Origin of the sequence: Methylobacterium sp. UNCCL125 (assembly GCF_900116795.1) — a bacterium.
Classification (GTDB): domain Bacteria; phylum Pseudomonadota; class Alphaproteobacteria; order Rhizobiales; family Beijerinckiaceae; genus Methylobacterium; species Methylobacterium fujisawaense.
The window spans coordinates 198288-213018 of the sequence record NZ_FPBW01000004.1 but is presented as its reverse complement, the minus strand read 5'-3'; the positions used below and the strand labels follow the sequence as shown (position 1 = coordinate 213018).

At 69.8% G+C, this 14731-nt stretch carries 18 protein-coding genes; 9 read left to right on the top strand and 9 right to left on the bottom strand.

Going from position 1 to position 14731, the window contains the following annotated elements; translation table 11 throughout:
* Window positions 1–54 precede the first annotated feature (54 nt).
* From BM396_RS04650 to BM396_RS04640, 3 genes are all read left to right on the top strand, one after another.
* A complete protein-coding gene (locus tag BM396_RS04650; RefSeq protein ID WP_043378682.1) occupies window positions 55–885 on the top strand; it encodes an alpha/beta hydrolase in 831 nt (276 codons plus the stop codon).
* Window positions 886–898: 13 nt separating this feature from the next.
* On the top strand, window positions 899–1273 hold the full coding sequence (locus tag BM396_RS04645; RefSeq protein WP_043352432.1) for an HNH endonuclease family protein: 375 nt from the start codon (window positions 899–901) through the stop codon (window positions 1271–1273).
* Window positions 1274–1380: 107 nt separating this feature from the next.
* Window positions 1381–2451, top strand: a complete 1071-nt coding sequence (locus BM396_RS04640) for an acyltransferase family protein (RefSeq protein ID WP_043378679.1) — start codon at window positions 1381–1383, stop codon at window positions 2449–2451.
* Window positions 2452–2462: 11 nt separating this feature from the next.
* Here BM396_RS04640 and BM396_RS04635 read toward each other — a convergent pair whose 3' ends face one another.
* A complete protein-coding gene (locus BM396_RS04635; protein WP_043352457.1) occupies window positions 2463–2708 on the bottom strand; it encodes a hypothetical protein in 246 nt (81 codons plus the stop codon).
* A gap of 115 nt (window positions 2709–2823) precedes the next feature.
* A complete protein-coding gene (locus tag BM396_RS04630) occupies window positions 2824–3306 on the bottom strand; it encodes a hypothetical protein (RefSeq protein ID WP_043378677.1) in 483 nt (160 codons plus the stop codon).
* A gap of 184 nt (window positions 3307–3490) precedes the next feature.
* On the opposite strand from BM396_RS04630, the gene BM396_RS04625 reads away from it, so the two are divergent.
* The 3 genes from BM396_RS04625 to BM396_RS04615 all read left to right on the top strand — a co-directional run bounded on the left by BM396_RS04625 (window position 3491) and on the right by BM396_RS04615 (window position 8010).
* Window positions 3491–3874, top strand: coding sequence for a hypothetical protein (locus tag BM396_RS04625; RefSeq protein ID WP_043378674.1), 384 nt, complete (start codon window positions 3491–3493; stop codon window positions 3872–3874).
* A 140-nt stretch (window positions 3875–4014) separates the two neighbouring features.
* The gene (locus BM396_RS04620; RefSeq protein ID WP_043378671.1) at window positions 4015–6207 is read left to right on the top strand and encodes a transglycosylase domain-containing protein; all 2193 of its coding nucleotides are present in this window, start codon (window positions 4015–4017) and stop codon (window positions 6205–6207) included.
* A 252-nt stretch (window positions 6208–6459) separates the two neighbouring features.
* Window positions 6460–8010 carry a sensor domain-containing diguanylate cyclase gene (locus BM396_RS04615; protein ID WP_043378668.1) on the top strand — a complete coding sequence of 517 codons (1551 nt, stop codon included), beginning with the start codon at window positions 6460–6462 and terminating at the stop codon, window positions 8008–8010.
* Window positions 8011–8023: 13 nt separating this feature from the next.
* Here the strand turns inward: BM396_RS04615 and BM396_RS04610 are convergent, their stop codons facing one another.
* Window positions 8024–8863 carry an aldo/keto reductase gene (locus tag BM396_RS04610; protein WP_043378665.1) on the bottom strand — a complete coding sequence of 280 codons (840 nt, stop codon included), beginning with the start codon at window positions 8861–8863 and terminating at the stop codon, window positions 8024–8026.
* Window positions 8864–9144: 281 nt separating this feature from the next.
* Between BM396_RS04610 and BM396_RS04605 the strand changes: the two genes are divergently transcribed.
* The 3 genes from BM396_RS04605 to BM396_RS04595 are packed head-to-tail and all read left to right on the top strand — an operon-like array spanning window position 9145 to window position 10924.
* Window positions 9145–10218 (top strand): adenylate/guanylate cyclase domain-containing protein, encoded by a 1074-nt coding sequence (locus BM396_RS04605; protein WP_043378663.1) that lies wholly within the window; start codon window positions 9145–9147, stop codon window positions 10216–10218.
* Window positions 10218–10421: a hypothetical protein gene (locus BM396_RS04600; protein ID WP_043378658.1), complete on the top strand. Its 204-nt coding sequence runs from the start codon at window positions 10218–10220 to the stop codon at window positions 10419–10421. The genes BM396_RS04605 and BM396_RS04600 overlap by 1 nt, the downstream gene beginning before the upstream one ends.
* Window positions 10418–10924 carry a YaiI/YqxD family protein gene (locus BM396_RS04595; RefSeq protein WP_043354907.1) on the top strand — a complete coding sequence of 169 codons (507 nt, stop codon included), beginning with the start codon at window positions 10418–10420 and terminating at the stop codon, window positions 10922–10924. The genes BM396_RS04600 and BM396_RS04595 overlap by 4 nt, the downstream gene beginning before the upstream one ends.
* Before the next feature lie 31 nt (window positions 10925–10955).
* On the opposite strand, the gene BM396_RS04590 is transcribed toward BM396_RS04595, so the two are convergent.
* The 6 genes from BM396_RS04590 to BM396_RS04565 form a co-directional block, all read right to left on the bottom strand.
* Window positions 10956–11216: a BrnA antitoxin family protein gene (locus tag BM396_RS04590; RefSeq protein WP_043378655.1), complete on the bottom strand. Its 261-nt coding sequence runs from the start codon at window positions 11214–11216 to the stop codon at window positions 10956–10958.
* Window positions 11217–11222: 6 nt separating this feature from the next.
* A complete protein-coding gene (locus BM396_RS04585) occupies window positions 11223–11552 on the bottom strand; it encodes a hypothetical protein (protein WP_051044989.1) in 330 nt (109 codons plus the stop codon).
* A 299-nt stretch (window positions 11553–11851) separates the two neighbouring features.
* Complete coding sequence (locus BM396_RS04580; RefSeq protein ID WP_043378653.1) at window positions 11852–12847, bottom strand: energy transducer TonB family protein; 996 nt, start codon at window positions 12845–12847, stop codon at window positions 11852–11854.
* 4 nt (window positions 12848–12851) lie between these two features.
* Complete coding sequence (locus BM396_RS04575) at window positions 12852–13334, bottom strand: ExbD/TolR family protein (RefSeq protein ID WP_043354910.1); 483 nt, start codon at window positions 13332–13334, stop codon at window positions 12852–12854.
* Window positions 13335–13387: 53 nt separating this feature from the next.
* On the bottom strand, window positions 13388–14077 hold the full coding sequence (locus BM396_RS04570) for a MotA/TolQ/ExbB proton channel family protein (protein ID WP_043354911.1): 690 nt from the start codon (window positions 14075–14077) through the stop codon (window positions 13388–13390).
* 132 nt (window positions 14078–14209) lie between these two features.
* Window positions 14210–14683, bottom strand: a complete 474-nt coding sequence (locus BM396_RS04565) for a hypothetical protein (protein ID WP_043354914.1) — start codon at window positions 14681–14683, stop codon at window positions 14210–14212.
* Between the last annotated feature and the right edge of the window lie 48 nt (window positions 14684–14731).

Below are 14731 nucleotides of genomic sequence, written 5' to 3'. Positions count from 1 at the left end.
AACCGTTCGATCGAACGCATCCGCTTCTCAACCCCACGGCCTCCCCCGCATCGCATGCGACTCCTCGCCGGCCTCCTGCTCGCCGTGCTCCTGCTCTGCGGGTTGGCCTGCGCCGCGCTCGCCCTCGGACAGCGCCGCTTCCTCTATCCGGGCGCCTTCAGCCCGCCGACACCCTGGCCGGTGCCGCCCGGGGTCGCGACGATCACGGTCGCGACCTCGGATGGCGAGACCCTGCACGGACTGTGGCGGCCGCCGCGGCCGGGCTGCGGCGTCATCGTCAGTTTCCACGGCAATGGATCCCGCCCGGAACCGCACGCGGAGCGCTTCGCCGCGGAGCCGTGGCGGGCGCGCGGCTGGGGTCTGCTGACCGTGGCCTATCGCGGCTATCCCGGCTCGACCGGCAGCCCCAGCGAAGACGGCCTGATCCGCGACGGCCTGGCGGCCGTGAACGCCGCGCGGGCACAGGCGCCCGACGCGCCGATCCTGCTGCACGGCCATTCGCTGGGGGCGGCCGTCGCGGTCGCCGTCGCCGAACGGGTGCCGACGATCGGGCTTTACCTGGAGGCCCCGTTCGACTCGATGATCCACACCGTGCGGCTGCATGTCCCGCTAGTCCCCATCTGGCTCCTGCGCGACACATACCGCTCGGACACGCGCATCCGTGGCGGAACTGCGCCGGTTCTGATCGTGCAGGGACGCGACGACACGGTGGTGCCGCTCAAGTTGGCGCAAGGCCTCGCCGCAGCAGCCGGCCCGCGGGCGCGGATCGCCGTGATCCCGGGCGACCACGTGTCCATCCTGGGGGGCCGGGACCGAGAGGCCGAGGCGATGTTCAGAGAGCGTGTCGGTCCGACCTGCCCGCAGCCGGTCGATCAGCAAGGATAGGAGAGGGGGGCGCGTGGTCGGACGGCGCTCGCAGCGCTGGAGCGCCGAGGATCCGGACGCACCGGGTGCGCAGGGCCGGCCCGAGCCGGTCTGCCCGCTCTGTGAGCGCCCGATTCCGCATCGCGCTCGCTCCAGCCTCCATCACCTCACCCCGAAGCTCAAGGGCGGAACCCATCGCGGTACCGTCCGCCTGCACCAGATCTGCCACTCGGCGATCCATGCACGCTACAGTGAGGCCGAGATCGCCAAGCGCCTGGCCGATCTCGAAGCCCTGCGGACCGATCCGGAGATAGCCCGCTTCCTCGCCTGGGTGCGCGGCCGGCCGGACGATTTTCACGCCGCGACGCGTATGACCCGCGCGCGGCGGTCGGCGCGGCGCAAGGTCTGACCGCCGGCGTTTACCGACCGTTCGTCACATCCGCAGGTTGCGGCGATCACGTTCATCGCCGTCAACCCAAACCGGTCCAGGATCCCTCCGATCGCGAGGGTGGGACGATGGCCGGGGTCGGGGATACGGGTGATCGGCTCGCCTGGGTCGATATCGCCAAGGGGATCTGCATCCTCCTGGTGGTCATGATGCATTCCGTCACGGGCACCGGCGACGCCATGGGCGGGGAAGGTTTCCTCCATCCGGTCGTGGCCTTCGCGAAGCCGTTCCGGATTCCGGACTTCTTCCTTCTGTCCGGCCTGTTCATGGGGCGGGTGATCGACCGCGACTGGCGCCTGTTCTCCGACCGCCGGGTGGTCCATTTCACCTATTTCTACCTGCTCTGGCTCGTGATCCAGTCGGCCGCCAGATACGGCAAGATCGCCGGCGATGACGGCCCCACGGCCTTCGCGGCGCATCTCGCCCATGCCCTGATCGAACCCTACTCGACGCTGTGGTTCATCTATCTGCTCGCGGTGTTCTCGGTCGTCACCAAGGCTCTGCGCCGCGTGCCCGACGCCGTGCTGCTCGCCGGTGCCGCCGTGCTGCAGATTGCCGACATCCGCAGCGAGTCGACCCTCATCGAGGAGTTCTGTGCCCGATACGTCTTCTTTGTCGCCGGCTATCTGTTCGCCGGCCGCATCTTCGCCCTCGCGGACGCGGCCCGGCACCGGGTCCGGCTCGCCCTGTGTGGCCTCGCCGCATGGGCGTTCGTGGAAGGTTGGCTCGCGCTGACTCCGTCGGGCCTTCCGAATCACCCGACCCTCGCCAGCCTGCCGCTGGTGAGCCTCGCCCTCGGCGCCGCCGGTGCGCTCGCGATCGTGGTGGCGGCGTCGCTCCTTGGCCGCGTCGGGGGGCCGATCGCCGAGGCGATCCGAACCTGCGGGCAGCGCTCGATCGTGATCTATCTCGCCTTTTCGCTACCCATGGCGGCGACCCGGGAGATCCTCGTGCGCACCGGAGCCATCGCCGATATCGGACTTGCAAGCCTCATCGTCATGACCGTGGCGGTGCTGCTGCCGCTGGTCCTGGAGCGGCTGGTTCGCGGCACGGCGCTCGATCTGCTGTTCGTGCGGCCGCGCTGGTGCCGGCTCGTGGGGTCGGAGTCCCGGACCCGCCCGGTCCTGCAGGCGACCTGAGACGGGCGGCTTCAGCCCTCGAAGGCGATGCCGATCCGGCGGCTGCGCCGCCATGCAACGGCCGCCGCGCGCGGCTCGGCGCCGGCGCTCACGCGGAGCGGGAACCGGTCCGGCACCACATGATCGCCGTCGACCTCGATCTGGGCGCCGACCTCGGTCGCGTCCCAGACCAGGCAACTGACTTCGCCGCCGTCGAGCAGGACCGCGCCGAAGGTGAAGGCGTTCTTCCGGAAGACGCCGCGGCGATTCTCCCTCATCGACTCCCCCATCCGCACCCGCGGGTCCGCGGAGACGATCTCCGCGGTCCGGGACGATGCCGGATGGGGGTTAACAGGGCAAATACGATCCCTTGCCTGCGCTCTCAGATCGAGATCAATAGTCGTCCGGATCACCCCTGTAGCGGCGCGGCCCAGGCTCATAATCGTCGTCGTCCGGGCGGCGTGCGCGCGGCCGGTCGTAGTCGCGGCCATAGCGATAGGCGTCGCGCCGGTCGTCGTAATCGTCGCTCCGGTACCCGCCACCGCCGTATCCGCCGCCGCCGAAGCCGCCACCGCCGGAGCCGCCCGCAGTGATGCGCGGTGCGTACCAGCAGCTCTTCGCCTGGCCCGGTGCGGGATCGCCGAAGGTCTGGCTGTTGCAGGGCACGGCGCCGCCCTGAGGAAACGGCCGACCGTTGGTCCGGCCGGGCACGCCGTAATAGACGTTGGTCGCGTAGGGCATCCGGCAGACGCCGCCTTCCTGGGCGCAGCCGACCAGATTCACCGTGTCGAGCTGATAGGCCTGGGCCGGCGCGGGCATCACCGTGCTGGCTCCCAGCATGATGGCTCCGAAGGCCAGAGCAATCCGAATCTGCACGTCCCCGATTCCCCATTGCGTCGCGGTCCGCGTGCCGAATAATCCGGTCGGCGGCTTCCGGCCAGCGGCCGCGCTCGCTATGGCGTCGCGCACGGATCTGTGCGGGCTGTTTTGGCACCGCCATGACGATGATCGGGCGGAGCCACCCGTGATCGAACGGGATAGGGCGCCCCAGGAGGCCTTGATGAGGGATGCGTCCGCGCAGGAGCTTCTGTTGCTCAGCGCGCTGCAGGAATGCCGGATCCAGCTCGACGCGGCGCGCAAGGACGAGGCGGCCCGCGCCGCCGTCCGGGAGGAGCTGGAGGCTGCCCTTCGCCGCGAGGCGGCGCTCTCGGCGGTCGTCGCCGAGGAGCGCGAGCGGACGGAGGCCGTCCGTCTCGTGCTTCAGGCGCTGCTGATGAGCATCGGCTGGTTCGGCCTGCGCCGACGCCTGTTCCGGTCGCGCATCGCCCGGCTGGGCCGCGAGACGCCGGATTCAGGTCCGCAATCGGCCCGCCATTCCGTGCTGCTCGCGGAGGCCCGACGGGTGCTCGGCGCGCCGGTCGTCCAGCCTCCTGCCCAACGCTAGGGCGTATCGGCGCGCGGGATGGGGAACGGGCGCCGAACGCTTCGATAACGGCCCCTTAAACCGCCGCATTTAGCGTGCGGAAACCGTCCTGCGGCGCGCCCGACAGACGCGCTGCGGCGGAACATTCGTAGACGGGATGCATGGCCAAGGGTCGGGGCAGGATTGAGCCGAACTTCGACGTGCCCGAGGGGCGTGTCCGGGATCGCGGCGAACTCGATCTGCGCCTGTCCCGGGAGGACCGTCCCGGGGGGGCAGGAGACGGCGTGGCGAAGCGATCGGGCGGCGGAGGAGCGCGGCAGCCGAACAAGGCGCCGGCGCGGACCACCGGGCGGGCGAAGGCCTCGGGTCGCGGCCGACGCCGGCGGTCCTGGCTCGGCCGCATCGTCTACGGCACCGTCGTCCTCGGTCTCTGGGGGGTGATCGGGCTTGCCGGGCTCATCGCCTACCACGCGTCGCAATTGCCGCCGATCGACCAGCTCGCGGTGCCGAAACGGCCGCCCAACATCGCCATCCTGGCGAGCGACGGCTCGCTGCTCGCCAATCGCGGCGAGACCGGCGGCCGGGTGGTCTCGATCAAGGAGCTGCCGCCCTACCTGCCGCGCGCCTTCGTGGCGATCGAGGATCGGCGCTTCTACCAGCATTTCGGCGTGGATCCGGTCGGCATCCTGCGCGCCATCGGTCAGAACCTGACCCGGCGCGGCGTCGCACAGGGCGGCTCGACCCTGACGCAGCAGCTCGCCAAGAATCTGTTCCTGACGCAGGAGCGGACCGCCTCGCGCAAGATCCAGGAGGCGATCCTCGCGCTCTGGCTGGAGCACAAGTACACCAAGGACGAGATCCTCGAGCTCTACCTGAACCGTGTCTATTTCGGCGCCGGCGCCTACGGCGTCGAGGCGGCCGCGCAGCGCTATTTCGGCAAGCCCGCCAAGGAGGTGAGCCTTGCGCAGGCCGCGATGCTCGGCGGCCTCGTTCAGGCGCCGTCGCGGCTCGCTCCGAACCGCAACCTCCCGGCCGCCCAGGCCCGCGCCGCCCAGGTGCTCGCCGCGATGCAGGAACTCGGCTTCGCCGCGCCGCAGGACGTGAAGGTGGCGCTCGCCCAGCCGGCGAAGCCCACCAATGCCCGCGGCGGCGGTTCGGCCAATTACGTCGCAGACCTCGTGATGGACGTGCTCGACGACTACGTCGGCAAGTTCGACACCGACATCACGGTCCAGACGACCGTCGATCCCGTTCTCCAGGCCGCCGCCGAGAAGGTGCTCACCGACGAACTCAACGCAAAGGGCGTGCGCTTCAATGTCGGCCAGGGCGCGCTGGTCTCGATGCGGCCCGACGGCGCGATCCGGGCGCTGATCGGTGGGCGCGACTACGCCCAGAGCCAGTTCAACCGTGCCACGACCGCGAAGCGCCAGCCCGGCTCCTCGTTCAAGCCCTTCGTGTACCTCGCTGCCGTGGAGCACGGCGCCACGCCCGACACGGTCCGGGAGGACGCGCCGGTCCGGATCGGCAACTGGGCCCCGGAGAACTACTCGCACCGGTACGAGGGGCCTGTCACCTTGCGGACGGCGCTCGCCCATTCGCTCAATACCGTCGCGGTGCGGCTCGGCCAGGAGGTCGGCCCGAAGACCGTGGTGCAGACCGCCCAGCGGCTCGGCATCACCTCGCCGCTCCAGGCCAACGGCTCCATCGCCCTGGGCACGTCCGAAGTGACGCTGCTGGAGATGGTCGGCGCCTACGGGGCCTTCGCCAACGGCGGCACCGGCGTGATCCCCTACGTGGTGACCGCCGTGAAGAGCCAGGGCGGCAAGGTCCTGTACAAGCGCTCCGACAATGGTCTCGGCCGGGTCATCGATGCCAACGCCGACGGCATGATGAATGCGATGATGCACGAGGTCTTCGTCAGCGGCACCGGCAAGAAGGCGGACATCCCGGGCTGGGACCTGGCGGGCAAGAGCGGCACCACGCAGGACTACCGCGATGCTTGGTTTATCGGCTTCTCGGGCAGCCTCGTCACCGGGGTCTGGCTCGGCAACGACGACGGCGAGCTGACCAAGAAGGTCACCGGCGGCAATCTGCCGGCGGAGATCTGGAAGTCGTATATGACCCAGGCGCTGAAGGGGCAGACTCCGGTCCCGCTCCCCGGCCTCAACCGCTGGCGCAGGCAGCCGGAGACGACCGCCTCGGTGGCGAGTGCCGCGCCGCCTGCACCGGGCGGGCTCCTCGGGCAGATTCTGGGCGAACCGGAGGCGCCCGCGCCGCGCCAGTCCGCGCCGGCGCGGCGCGCTCAGAAGGATGACCGCAACTTCATCGAAAAGTTGTTCGGGATCGGCGACTGACGCCGCCGATCGGTGACGGCCCGGCGCTCGCCACCCCATCGCGGGTCTGATCGACGGTGCTCGAAATCAGGCTGACCGCGGACTTGACGCGGCAGCACTGATAGGCCCGGTGCCGATTGATCTATATTGGCGCAAATCGGACGCTTCTTAATCCCTAGAATAACGCCTTTTTCAATATTCGGGACTCAGAATTCGGGTCGATAGCAAGTCCGCTCCCCGGTTGCCGGGGCCGGCGGCAACCCGATCGAGCCCATGGTCCCGCGCGCGACTGCCACAGCGATCCGAGTCCACCTCGCCGATCGCGCCTCGCGTCTGATCGCGCTGGGGGGCACGTGCCTGCTGCTCTGCCTGACGCTGCTCGGGGTGTATCTCTGCCTCGATCTGCGCGATGTCGCTTGGCACAATGCGCGCCGCAACGCCGCGAACCTCCTGGCCGTGATCGAGGAGGGGGTCGGCCACAGCCTGCGGGTTTACGATCTCTCCCTGCAGAGTTCCGCACGCTTGGCGCACCGCGCGGATATCATAATTCTGGACCCGGAACTCAGACGCTTGGCCGTGTTCGACACCGCCGTCGCGGGCTCCGGTCTCGGCCCGATCACCGTCACGGATGCGGCGGGTGATGTCCAACTGACGAGCGATCCCAACCTGCAGAACCGGCCCAACCTGAGCACGCTGCCGGAATTCCAGATCCACAAGTCCAATCCCGATGCGGGTCTGATCCTCACTGGACCGACTCAGTCCCGTCTGACCGGGGAGCCCATTATCCGCATGACCCGGCGGATCCAGACGGCAGACGGCTCCTTCGCGGGGATCGTGTACGGATCGATCAGACTCGCGCATTTCCGGGCGCTCTTCGACCGGCTGCGCTTCGATGACGGTATCGCCCTGAACGTGTTCCATCGGGACGGGACGCTCCTGATCCGCGCGCCGGCCCGGCCGCAATTGCTCGGGCAGAGCATCCGTGCAAGTCCGGCCCACACGTTTTATCAGGCGCATGCCCGCGGCGAGTTTCAGGGACGGTCGGCCTTGGACGGCGTAGACCGGGTCTACAGCTTCGCGAATCTCGACGACCTGCCGCTGATCGTGACGGTGGCTACGGATGTCGACAGCATCCGCGAGGTCTGGATCTATAAGGCGGCGATCGTCGGTATCCTGATCCTCAGTCTCTGCGTCCTCACCTTCGGGCTGACGATTCTGCTTCACCGGGAGGTGGGTCGCCGGGCGGCCGCGGAGGCCTCCACGCGCGAAGCGAATGCTGCACTCGCGGTGCTCGCCCGGACCGACGGCTTAACCGGGCTGCCGAACCGGCGCAGCTACGACGAACACTTCGCCGTGGAGTGGACCCGTGCCGCGCGACTGCGGACTCCGTTGGCCCTGATGATCGTCGATGCCGACCACTTCAAGCAGTTCAACGACCGCTTCGGCCACCAGCGCGGCGACGAGGTGCTCAAGGCGGTGGCGCTGTGTCTGCAGCAGACGCTCGATACCGGCGGGCTGAGTTTCCGGATCGGCGGCGAGGAATTCGTCGCGCTGCTGCCGGGACTCGATGCGACGGCGGCGGGGGCGGCGGCGGAGCGCATCCGCCGCGCGGTGGTGAGCCTCGGGATCCCCCATGCTCCGGACGTCGGCGGCAGCGCCACGGTCAGCATCGGCGTGGCCTCCGCCGATCCGGCCAGCGGGGATCCGCCCGATGACCTCTTCACGGCGGCGGACGCGGCCCTCTATGCCGCCAAGAAGGCCGGCCGCAATCGGGTGCGGGCCGCACCGCCGCGCGCACCCCCGACACTGGCGATGCGGGCCTGAGCCGGCCCGCGGCTCAGAGCATGGGCAGGATCCGGGGGCGTGGCCCCCGAGGGAAATGCGCGTCGATCAGGGCGATCTCGGCCGCACCCAGATGCAGGTCTGCCGCGCCGGCATTCTCGATGGCCCGGTCCGGGCGACCGGTCTTCGGAATCGTGAAGGTGCCGGGCAGCCGGGTCAGGAAGGCGAGGGCCACGGCGTAGGGCGTCGTCCCATGGCTCCGCGCGATGCCCGCCAGGACGCGGCCGCCAGCACTGTCCGGATCGGGAAAGTCGCCGCTGCCGAAGGGCGAATAGCCGACCATCGCGACGCCGTGCTTCTCGCACCAGGGCAGCACAGCATGCTCGATGGCCCGCTCGTTCAGGTGGTAGAGGACCTGATTGCAGGCGATCCGGTCCGGCCCCGCGATGGCGAGGGCGCGGTCGAGATCCTCGACGTCGAAATTGCTGACACCCCAGGACAGGATCTTGCCCGCCCGGCGCAGATCCTCGAAGCCCGCGATCGTCTCCTCGAGGGGGTGCTGGCCCGGCCAGTGCAGCAGATAGCTGTCCAGCCGATCCGTCCGCAGGCGTCGGAGCGAAGCCTCGCAGGCCCGCGCCACGCCGCGGCGCGTCGCATTGCCAGGGACCACCTTCGAAACGAGGAAGACCTCCTCGCGGCAATCCGCGATGGCGGCGGCGACGATTGCCTCCGCGTCGCCGTACATCTCCGCGGTGTCGATATGGGTCATGCCGGCGTCGATTCCGGCCCGCAACGCGCGGATCGCATCCGTCCGGTCCGAACTGTCGATGTGCCACGTGCCCTGGCCGATGACCGGGACCGAGACGCGCATCGCGCCGAAGCTCCTGGCATACATGGCAGCGCTCCCTTTTCGCTGTCACAGGGGTTGCTGACGGCGATCCGGTCGGGATCGGGCCGCCGACGTGTCATGGGTCCGCCGTTCAACTCCCCGGCACGCCTTACTCGCGCCATCTTGGGGCGTTGAGCAATGGCTGGCGGCCTTCCGCGACGCTAAACTTTAGGCCCAGGCTCGAGGTCAGGCGGCGCGGGTATGCCGAGCCTGCGCCTCCCGCAGGGCGCCGCCGCGCCCGGCCACACGACACCCGGTCCGTCAGTGGCCATGCTGGAGATGTGTCGATGCTGCCGGCCCATCGAATATTCTGGGGTCTGATCCTGCTGGCGGCGGCCGGCGCGGGGCTGCTCTACAACATCATCTTCGCGGCTGGCGCCTCTCCCCTCGCCGGATTCACCTACGGCCTCTGCATGGGTGCCACGGTGCTGGCTTTCGACCGCGGGCTGATCCTGGCCGGCCTGCAGACGCGGATCCGCCGCCTGCCGGCGTGGCTCTACGTGCTGGCCGCGGAACTCGCCTACGTCCTGATGATCATGGCGGGCAACGCCCTCGGCGGCTTGGTCGTCTGGGCCTTCGCCCTGACACCGGACGATCTGACGACCGCGACCCGGATGACCGCGCGGGTCCTCGCCTACGCCTTGGCCGTGTCCGGCCTCCTCGTCTTCGTGATCCGGATGCGCGATCTGATCGGCGGCGAGGTGTTCGTGAACTTCATGATCGGCCGCTACCACAAGCCGGTGGCGGAGGAGCGGATCTTCCTGTTCCTCGACGTCGTCGGCTCCACCGCCTTCGCGGAGGCGCACGGGGACCTGCGCGCCCAGGAGTATCTCGGGGCCGTGTTCGCGACGCTGGCCGAGCCGGTGCGGCGCAACGGCGGATCCGTGGACGACTATGTCGGCGATCTCGCCATGGTGACCTGGCCGATGGCCCGCGGCCTCAAGGACGCGCGCTGCATCACCTGCCTGTTCGACGTGCTCGACCGGATCGAGGCGGATGCCGCGGCCTGGACCACCCGATTCGGGACGGTGCCGCGGCTGCGGGCGGCGCTGCATGGCGGCTCGGTGGTCACGGCCGAAGTCGGAGTCGACCGCCATAAGATCGCGTATTTCGGCGACGCCGTGAACGTGACGTCGCGGATCGAGGCCCTGTGCCGCCCGCTCGGGGTCGGCATCCTGATCTCGCAGGATCTCCTCGGCCGTCTTCCGCGCCTGCCAGCCGGCGTCCGGGCGCGCTCTCTCGGCGCCCATGCCCTCCGCGGCCGCGGCGCGCCGTTGTCCGTGGCGACTCTGGAGCGTGGTCCTGCCGAGAGTGCCGCCGTGGCGGATCTGGCGCCGCGCCGCGCTGCGGTCGCCCGCTGATGGCCCGTGTCAGCGCCGCCCGCGCCAACACCCTGATCGCCGTCAAGATGGCGCTCCGTTTTGGCCTGCCGCTGATCGGGGTCGTGGTCTTCGGCCGCGCCATCGTGCTGTCGGTCGGCGGCGATATCGAGCGCTGGCAGTTCGGCCTGGGTGTGCTCCTGATCCTGGCGGGCTTCATCTCGAAGGTCGTGCCCCGGTCATGAGCGCTGCCACGAGCGACCCGACGCGTGCCACCCCGACCGGTCCGGCGATCTATCTCGACGCCGATGCATGCCCGGTGAAGGACGAGACCTACCGGGTGGCCGCACGCTACGGCCTCACCGTCCACGTCGTCGCCAACAGCGTGCTGAACCTCCCGCGCGAGCCCTGGATCGAGCGCGTGGTGGTCGGTTCGGAACTCGACGCCGCCGATGACTGGATCGCCGCGCGGGCGGGGCCCGGGAGCATCGTGCTCACCGCCGACGTTCCGCTGGCTGCGCGCTGCGTGAAAGCCGGCGCCACGGTTCTGGCCTTCACCGGTAAGCCATTCAGCGAGTCCGGGATCGGCCTCGCGCTCGCCACACGCGACCTGATGCAATCGTTGCGCGAAGCCGGAACCATCACGGGCGGGCCGAAGCCGTTCTCGCGCGCAGACCGATCGGCCTTTCTGTCCGCCCTTGACCGGGCGGTGAACCGGATCCTGCGTGACCGGCCGAAGCCGGGCTGAGACCCGGCCGCCCTCCGATCAAATGGACGATTCAGGCGTCGTCCGCTGGGACGAGGCTTCTGAGCGCCTCGTTGATGCGGTCCTGCCAGCCCGGCCCGTCCTTCTGGAAATGCGCGAGCACGGCGCTGTCGAGACGCAAGCTCACCACCTCCCGCGAGCCGGGGATCGTCGTCGGCCGTGCGGCCGGTTGCGGCGGCGGGGCAGCCGGCTTCGGGGTCGTGGCGGCCCGGAAAGCCGCCTCGGCGGTCGCGCGCGGATCGGTGAAGCGGCGGCGGTTGCGGTCCTCGGCCATCGACCCCTAATCCTTCGCGGTCGTCTTCTTCGGTGCCGCCTTCTTCACGGCCTTCTTCGCGGTGCCTTTGGCGGCCGCCTTGGCTTCCTTCTCGGCCGCCTTGGCCTGCGCGTCTGCGGCCTCCTTGGCGAGGCGCAGCGAGCGCAGCCGAAGCGTCCGCTCATCCACAGCCTTGATGGCCGCGTGATGCTCCGCCATGGCCTGGGCGCCTTCGCGCGCCATGCGCTCCGCACGTTCCGCACGCTCAGCGCGATTCTCGGCACGCGTCTTCGCTTCCGCTTCCGCGTCGCGGACGGCATTCACCTCGTCGAGGTCAAACTCAGTCTCGTCGCTCATCCTGTCCCTTTCACCCCGGCTCGACGGATCCGACCCGACGCATCCTGCGCGAGACGGTGTCTGAGCGGGTCCGGCCTGTTCGACGGGCGGAGGGCAAGGCCGGATCATTCGCCCTCCCGCACCGCCGTCAGGCGCGCAAGGAGAGCAGCTTCGCGAAGGCTTTAGCATGCCCGCGACGCCGATGGCGAATCCGGATCGACGGTCGGGGCTGACCGCGCACACCCTTCGTGCGGGTCCACCTGTCCATGCGGCCCGGGTCCGCGTTCTGACGAGAGATACCGGCCCCGATCGTCGTTCGATCAGCGCACGCCGAACCGAAGCGGGATGGAGACCGTCAGGTTCGACAGCGTGACACCGGGCGGCGCCGCCGGCATGCTGCCGCGCACCGCCGCGAGGGCGGCGCTGTCGATCTGGCCGATCCCGCTGGAGCGGGCCAGGCCGGCGCCCGTCACCTGGCCCGAGCGCATCACGGTGAAGCGCACCACCGCGGTCCCGCCCCCGGTTCCGACGGCCGCGTTCACGTTCATCCGGCTGTGGATCGCTGCGCTGATCGCGCCCTGCCATTGCCGCATGGCGCTCGGATCGTTGCCTGCGGCGGCCCGGCCGACCGCATTCTGGCGCGAGGCCGAGGCCGAACTCCGCTCGGCGCCCGCCCGGGCCTTGGCCTCACGCGCCTTCGCCTCGCGCGCGGCCTTGGCTTTCGCCTCGCGGATCTCCTCCAGGCGCTCCTGACGCGCCTCTTCGCGCTTCTGCTCGCGGAGCTTCTCCTCGCGGATCTTCCGCAGCTTGGCCTCCCGTTCCGCCTTGAGCTTGGCGGGGTCCGGTGTGGGCTTCGGCGGTTCCTCGGTCTTGGCGACCTCGGTCGGCGGCGCCGCCAGCGGCTCGGCCGCCTCCGACGTGGAGGTAATCACTTGGTTCTGCGCCTCGACCGGCTGCGCCTCCGCCGGCGCTTCGACCGGCTGGGTGTCCTCCGGCTTGACCTCGGTCATCTCGGTCGGCGGCGGGGGCTGGACGGCCTCGTCGGGCGGCGCGTCCACCGGCTTCGTCTCCGGCGGGGACTCCTGGCTCATCTGCTGCTCCGCCGGAGCTTCGGTGGTCGCATCCGTCATGAGCGGCGCGAGGTCGACGGTGATCTGCTGCTCGCCGGGCGGCGCGGGCGGGGCCAGCCGCAGGAACATCATCGCGGCCAACGCAAGCGCATGCAGCCCGAGGGCGACCAGGAAGGCGGCGACCAGCCCGGACGGGCGGCGCTCGCCGGCCCCGACCGGCAGATCCGTCGACGTGAAGGTGCTCATCGGTTCAGCGCGCGGTCCCTGCGGAGGCGGCCGGAGCGGCGGCCGCTGCCGGAGCGGCGCCGCCGGGCGACTGCGCGATCAGCGACACCTTGGTGAAGCCGGCCTGGCCGACGAGGCCCATCACCTCCATCACCTTGCCGTAGGGCACGTCACGGTCGCCGCGCACGAGGATGACCTGATCCTTGTCGGCAGCCGCCATCTCGCGCAGGCGCGGCACGATGCTGTCCATCGTGAACACCTCCTTGGCGATGGACGGGTTGCCGTCCTTGTCGACCGTCACCTCCGCGGGCTTCTTCGACTGCGCGACTTTGGGGGCCGCCGTCTTCGGCAGCTGGACCGGCACGCCGGTGGTCATCAGCGGTGCGGCGACCATGAAGATGATCAGGAGCACGAGCATCACGTCGACCATCGGCGTGACGTTGATGTCGGACATCGGCATGTCGTCGAGGTCGTCGTCGTCGTTCGCGCGAAGGGATCCCATCGCCATGGGGCGTCTCCGGTACCGTTACGTTCGGTTCTGTGCGGGCGGGCGCGGCGGCTCTATTCGGCAGCCGCCCGATGGGCGCCGGCGCGGTCGCGCGCGAGACGATTGCCCAGAACTGAAATGTAGGACGAGAAGGTGCTCTGGATGCCGCTCACGTCGCTCGACAGCTTGTTGTAGGCCATCACCGCCGGGATCGCGACGACGAGACCGATCGCCGTGGCGAACAGCGCCTCCGCGATGCCCGGGGCCACCACGGCCAGCGACGTGTCCTGGCTGCGGGCGATGGACGAGAACGAGTTCATGATGCCCCAGACGGTGCCGAACAGCCCGACGAACGGGGCCGTGGAGCCCGAAGTCGCCAGCAGCGACAGGCCGGTGCGCAGGCGCTTCACTTCGAGGGTGAGGGCGCCCTTCATCGCCCGCTCGATCCGGTCGCGGCGCTCGGCCCGGGTCTCGGAGGAATCCTGATCGCGCCACGCGTCGATGGCCGCCTTCACCACGTGGCCGGCGATGCCGCGATGCTCGCCGTCGAGGCTGCCCCCGGAGCGGACCAGCGTGGCGAAGGCCTTGGCCTGACGCCGAGCGGCGGCCAGCCGGATGATCTTCTCGAACACCACCGTCCAGCAGGCGATCGAGGCGATCACCAGCAGGATCATCACACCCTTCACGATCGGGTCGGCCTGCAGGAACAGACCGAGGAAGGAGAAGTCGTGGGCCGCCTCGATCGGCGCTTGTGTCGGGTCCATCGCGGGCTCCTGGCGTCTTGGTCTCACGCGGCCTTGCGCCGCCGTCATCTCGGGGTGCGGCGAAAGCCGCTGGCCGCCCGGCGACCCTCGCCGCCGGGCGGTTTGGTCTGATCGACCGTCAAACCATCCGCATCAGCGGTCGAACGGGAGGCCGGCCTTGCTGTCGGTCTCGGTCCGCTCGAGGCAGGCCTCGCGCGCGGAATCACCGCCGTCGCAGGCCAGGACGTCGTTCAACAGGACGCGCCCGACCTTGTTGCAGGCGATGCCGGGGAAGTCGAAGATCTTGACGGTGGTCTTCTTCGGCGGCAGCGGACCGAGCTCCACCGCGACACGCTTCTGCGCGACGCCCTCCGGGTCGAAGGCGAAGAGATCCACCTTGTAGGATTTCAGGCCGGGCCCCTTGTTGTCGATCACCATGGTGATCCGGCAGGCCTCGCCCGCAGTCTCGACCTTGTTGAGCTGCAGCTTGATCGGCGCGGACTTCTCCGCGGCATCCTGCGCCAGGGCCGATACCACGAGGAGCGCCGAGAGCGCGAAGCAGGCCGCCGTGTCGAGGGCGATACGCCCGATCCGCCGACGGTACAGGGGGGCGCGCAGGGCAATCACCGTGACCAAGTCCTTTTCAAGTGTCTGCCGGCCGGCGTTTCGCGCCGC

Bases quoted from the DNA above. Each gene is read 5' to 3' on its own strand.
- BM396_RS04625 (WP_043378674.1), top strand. From the start codon at position 3,491: ATGAGGGATGCGTCCGCGCAGGAGCTTCTGTTGCTCAGCGCGCTGCAG.
- BM396_RS04585 (WP_051044989.1), bottom strand. From the start codon at position 11,552: ATGAGCGACGAGACTGAGTTTGACCTCGACGAGGTGAATGCCGTCCGC.
- BM396_RS04570 (WP_043354911.1), bottom strand. From the start codon at position 14,077: ATGGACCCGACACAAGCGCCGATCGAGGCGGCCCACGACTTCTCCTTC.
- BM396_RS04635 (WP_043352457.1), bottom strand. From the start codon at position 2,708: ATGAGGGAGAATCGCCGCGGCGTCTTCCGGAAGAACGCCTTCACCTTC.
- BM396_RS04620 (WP_043378671.1), top strand. From the start codon at position 4,015: ATGGCCAAGGGTCGGGGCAGGATTGAGCCGAACTTCGACGTGCCCGAG.
- BM396_RS04640 (WP_043378679.1), top strand. From the start codon at position 1,381: ATGGCCGGGGTCGGGGATACGGGTGATCGGCTCGCCTGGGTCGATATC.
- BM396_RS04610 (WP_043378665.1), bottom strand. From the start codon at position 8,863: ATGTATGCCAGGAGCTTCGGCGCGATGCGCGTCTCGGTCCCGGTCATC.
- BM396_RS04580 (WP_043378653.1), bottom strand. From the start codon at position 12,847: ATGAGCACCTTCACGTCGACGGATCTGCCGGTCGGGGCCGGCGAGCGC.
- BM396_RS04650 (WP_043378682.1), top strand. From the start codon at position 55: ATGCGACTCCTCGCCGGCCTCCTGCTCGCCGTGCTCCTGCTCTGCGGG.
- BM396_RS04600 (WP_043378658.1), top strand. From the start codon at position 10,218: ATGGCCCGTGTCAGCGCCGCCCGCGCCAACACCCTGATCGCCGTCAAG.
- BM396_RS04575 (WP_043354910.1), bottom strand. From the start codon at position 13,334: ATGGCGATGGGATCCCTTCGCGCGAACGACGACGACGACCTCGACGAC.
- BM396_RS04615 (WP_043378668.1), top strand. From the start codon at position 6,460: ATGGTCCCGCGCGCGACTGCCACAGCGATCCGAGTCCACCTCGCCGAT.
- BM396_RS04595 (WP_043354907.1), top strand. From the start codon at position 10,418: ATGAGCGCTGCCACGAGCGACCCGACGCGTGCCACCCCGACCGGTCCG.
- BM396_RS04605 (WP_043378663.1), top strand. From the start codon at position 9,145: ATGCTGCCGGCCCATCGAATATTCTGGGGTCTGATCCTGCTGGCGGCG.
- BM396_RS04590 (WP_043378655.1), bottom strand. From the start codon at position 11,216: ATGGCCGAGGACCGCAACCGCCGCCGCTTCACCGATCCGCGCGCGACC.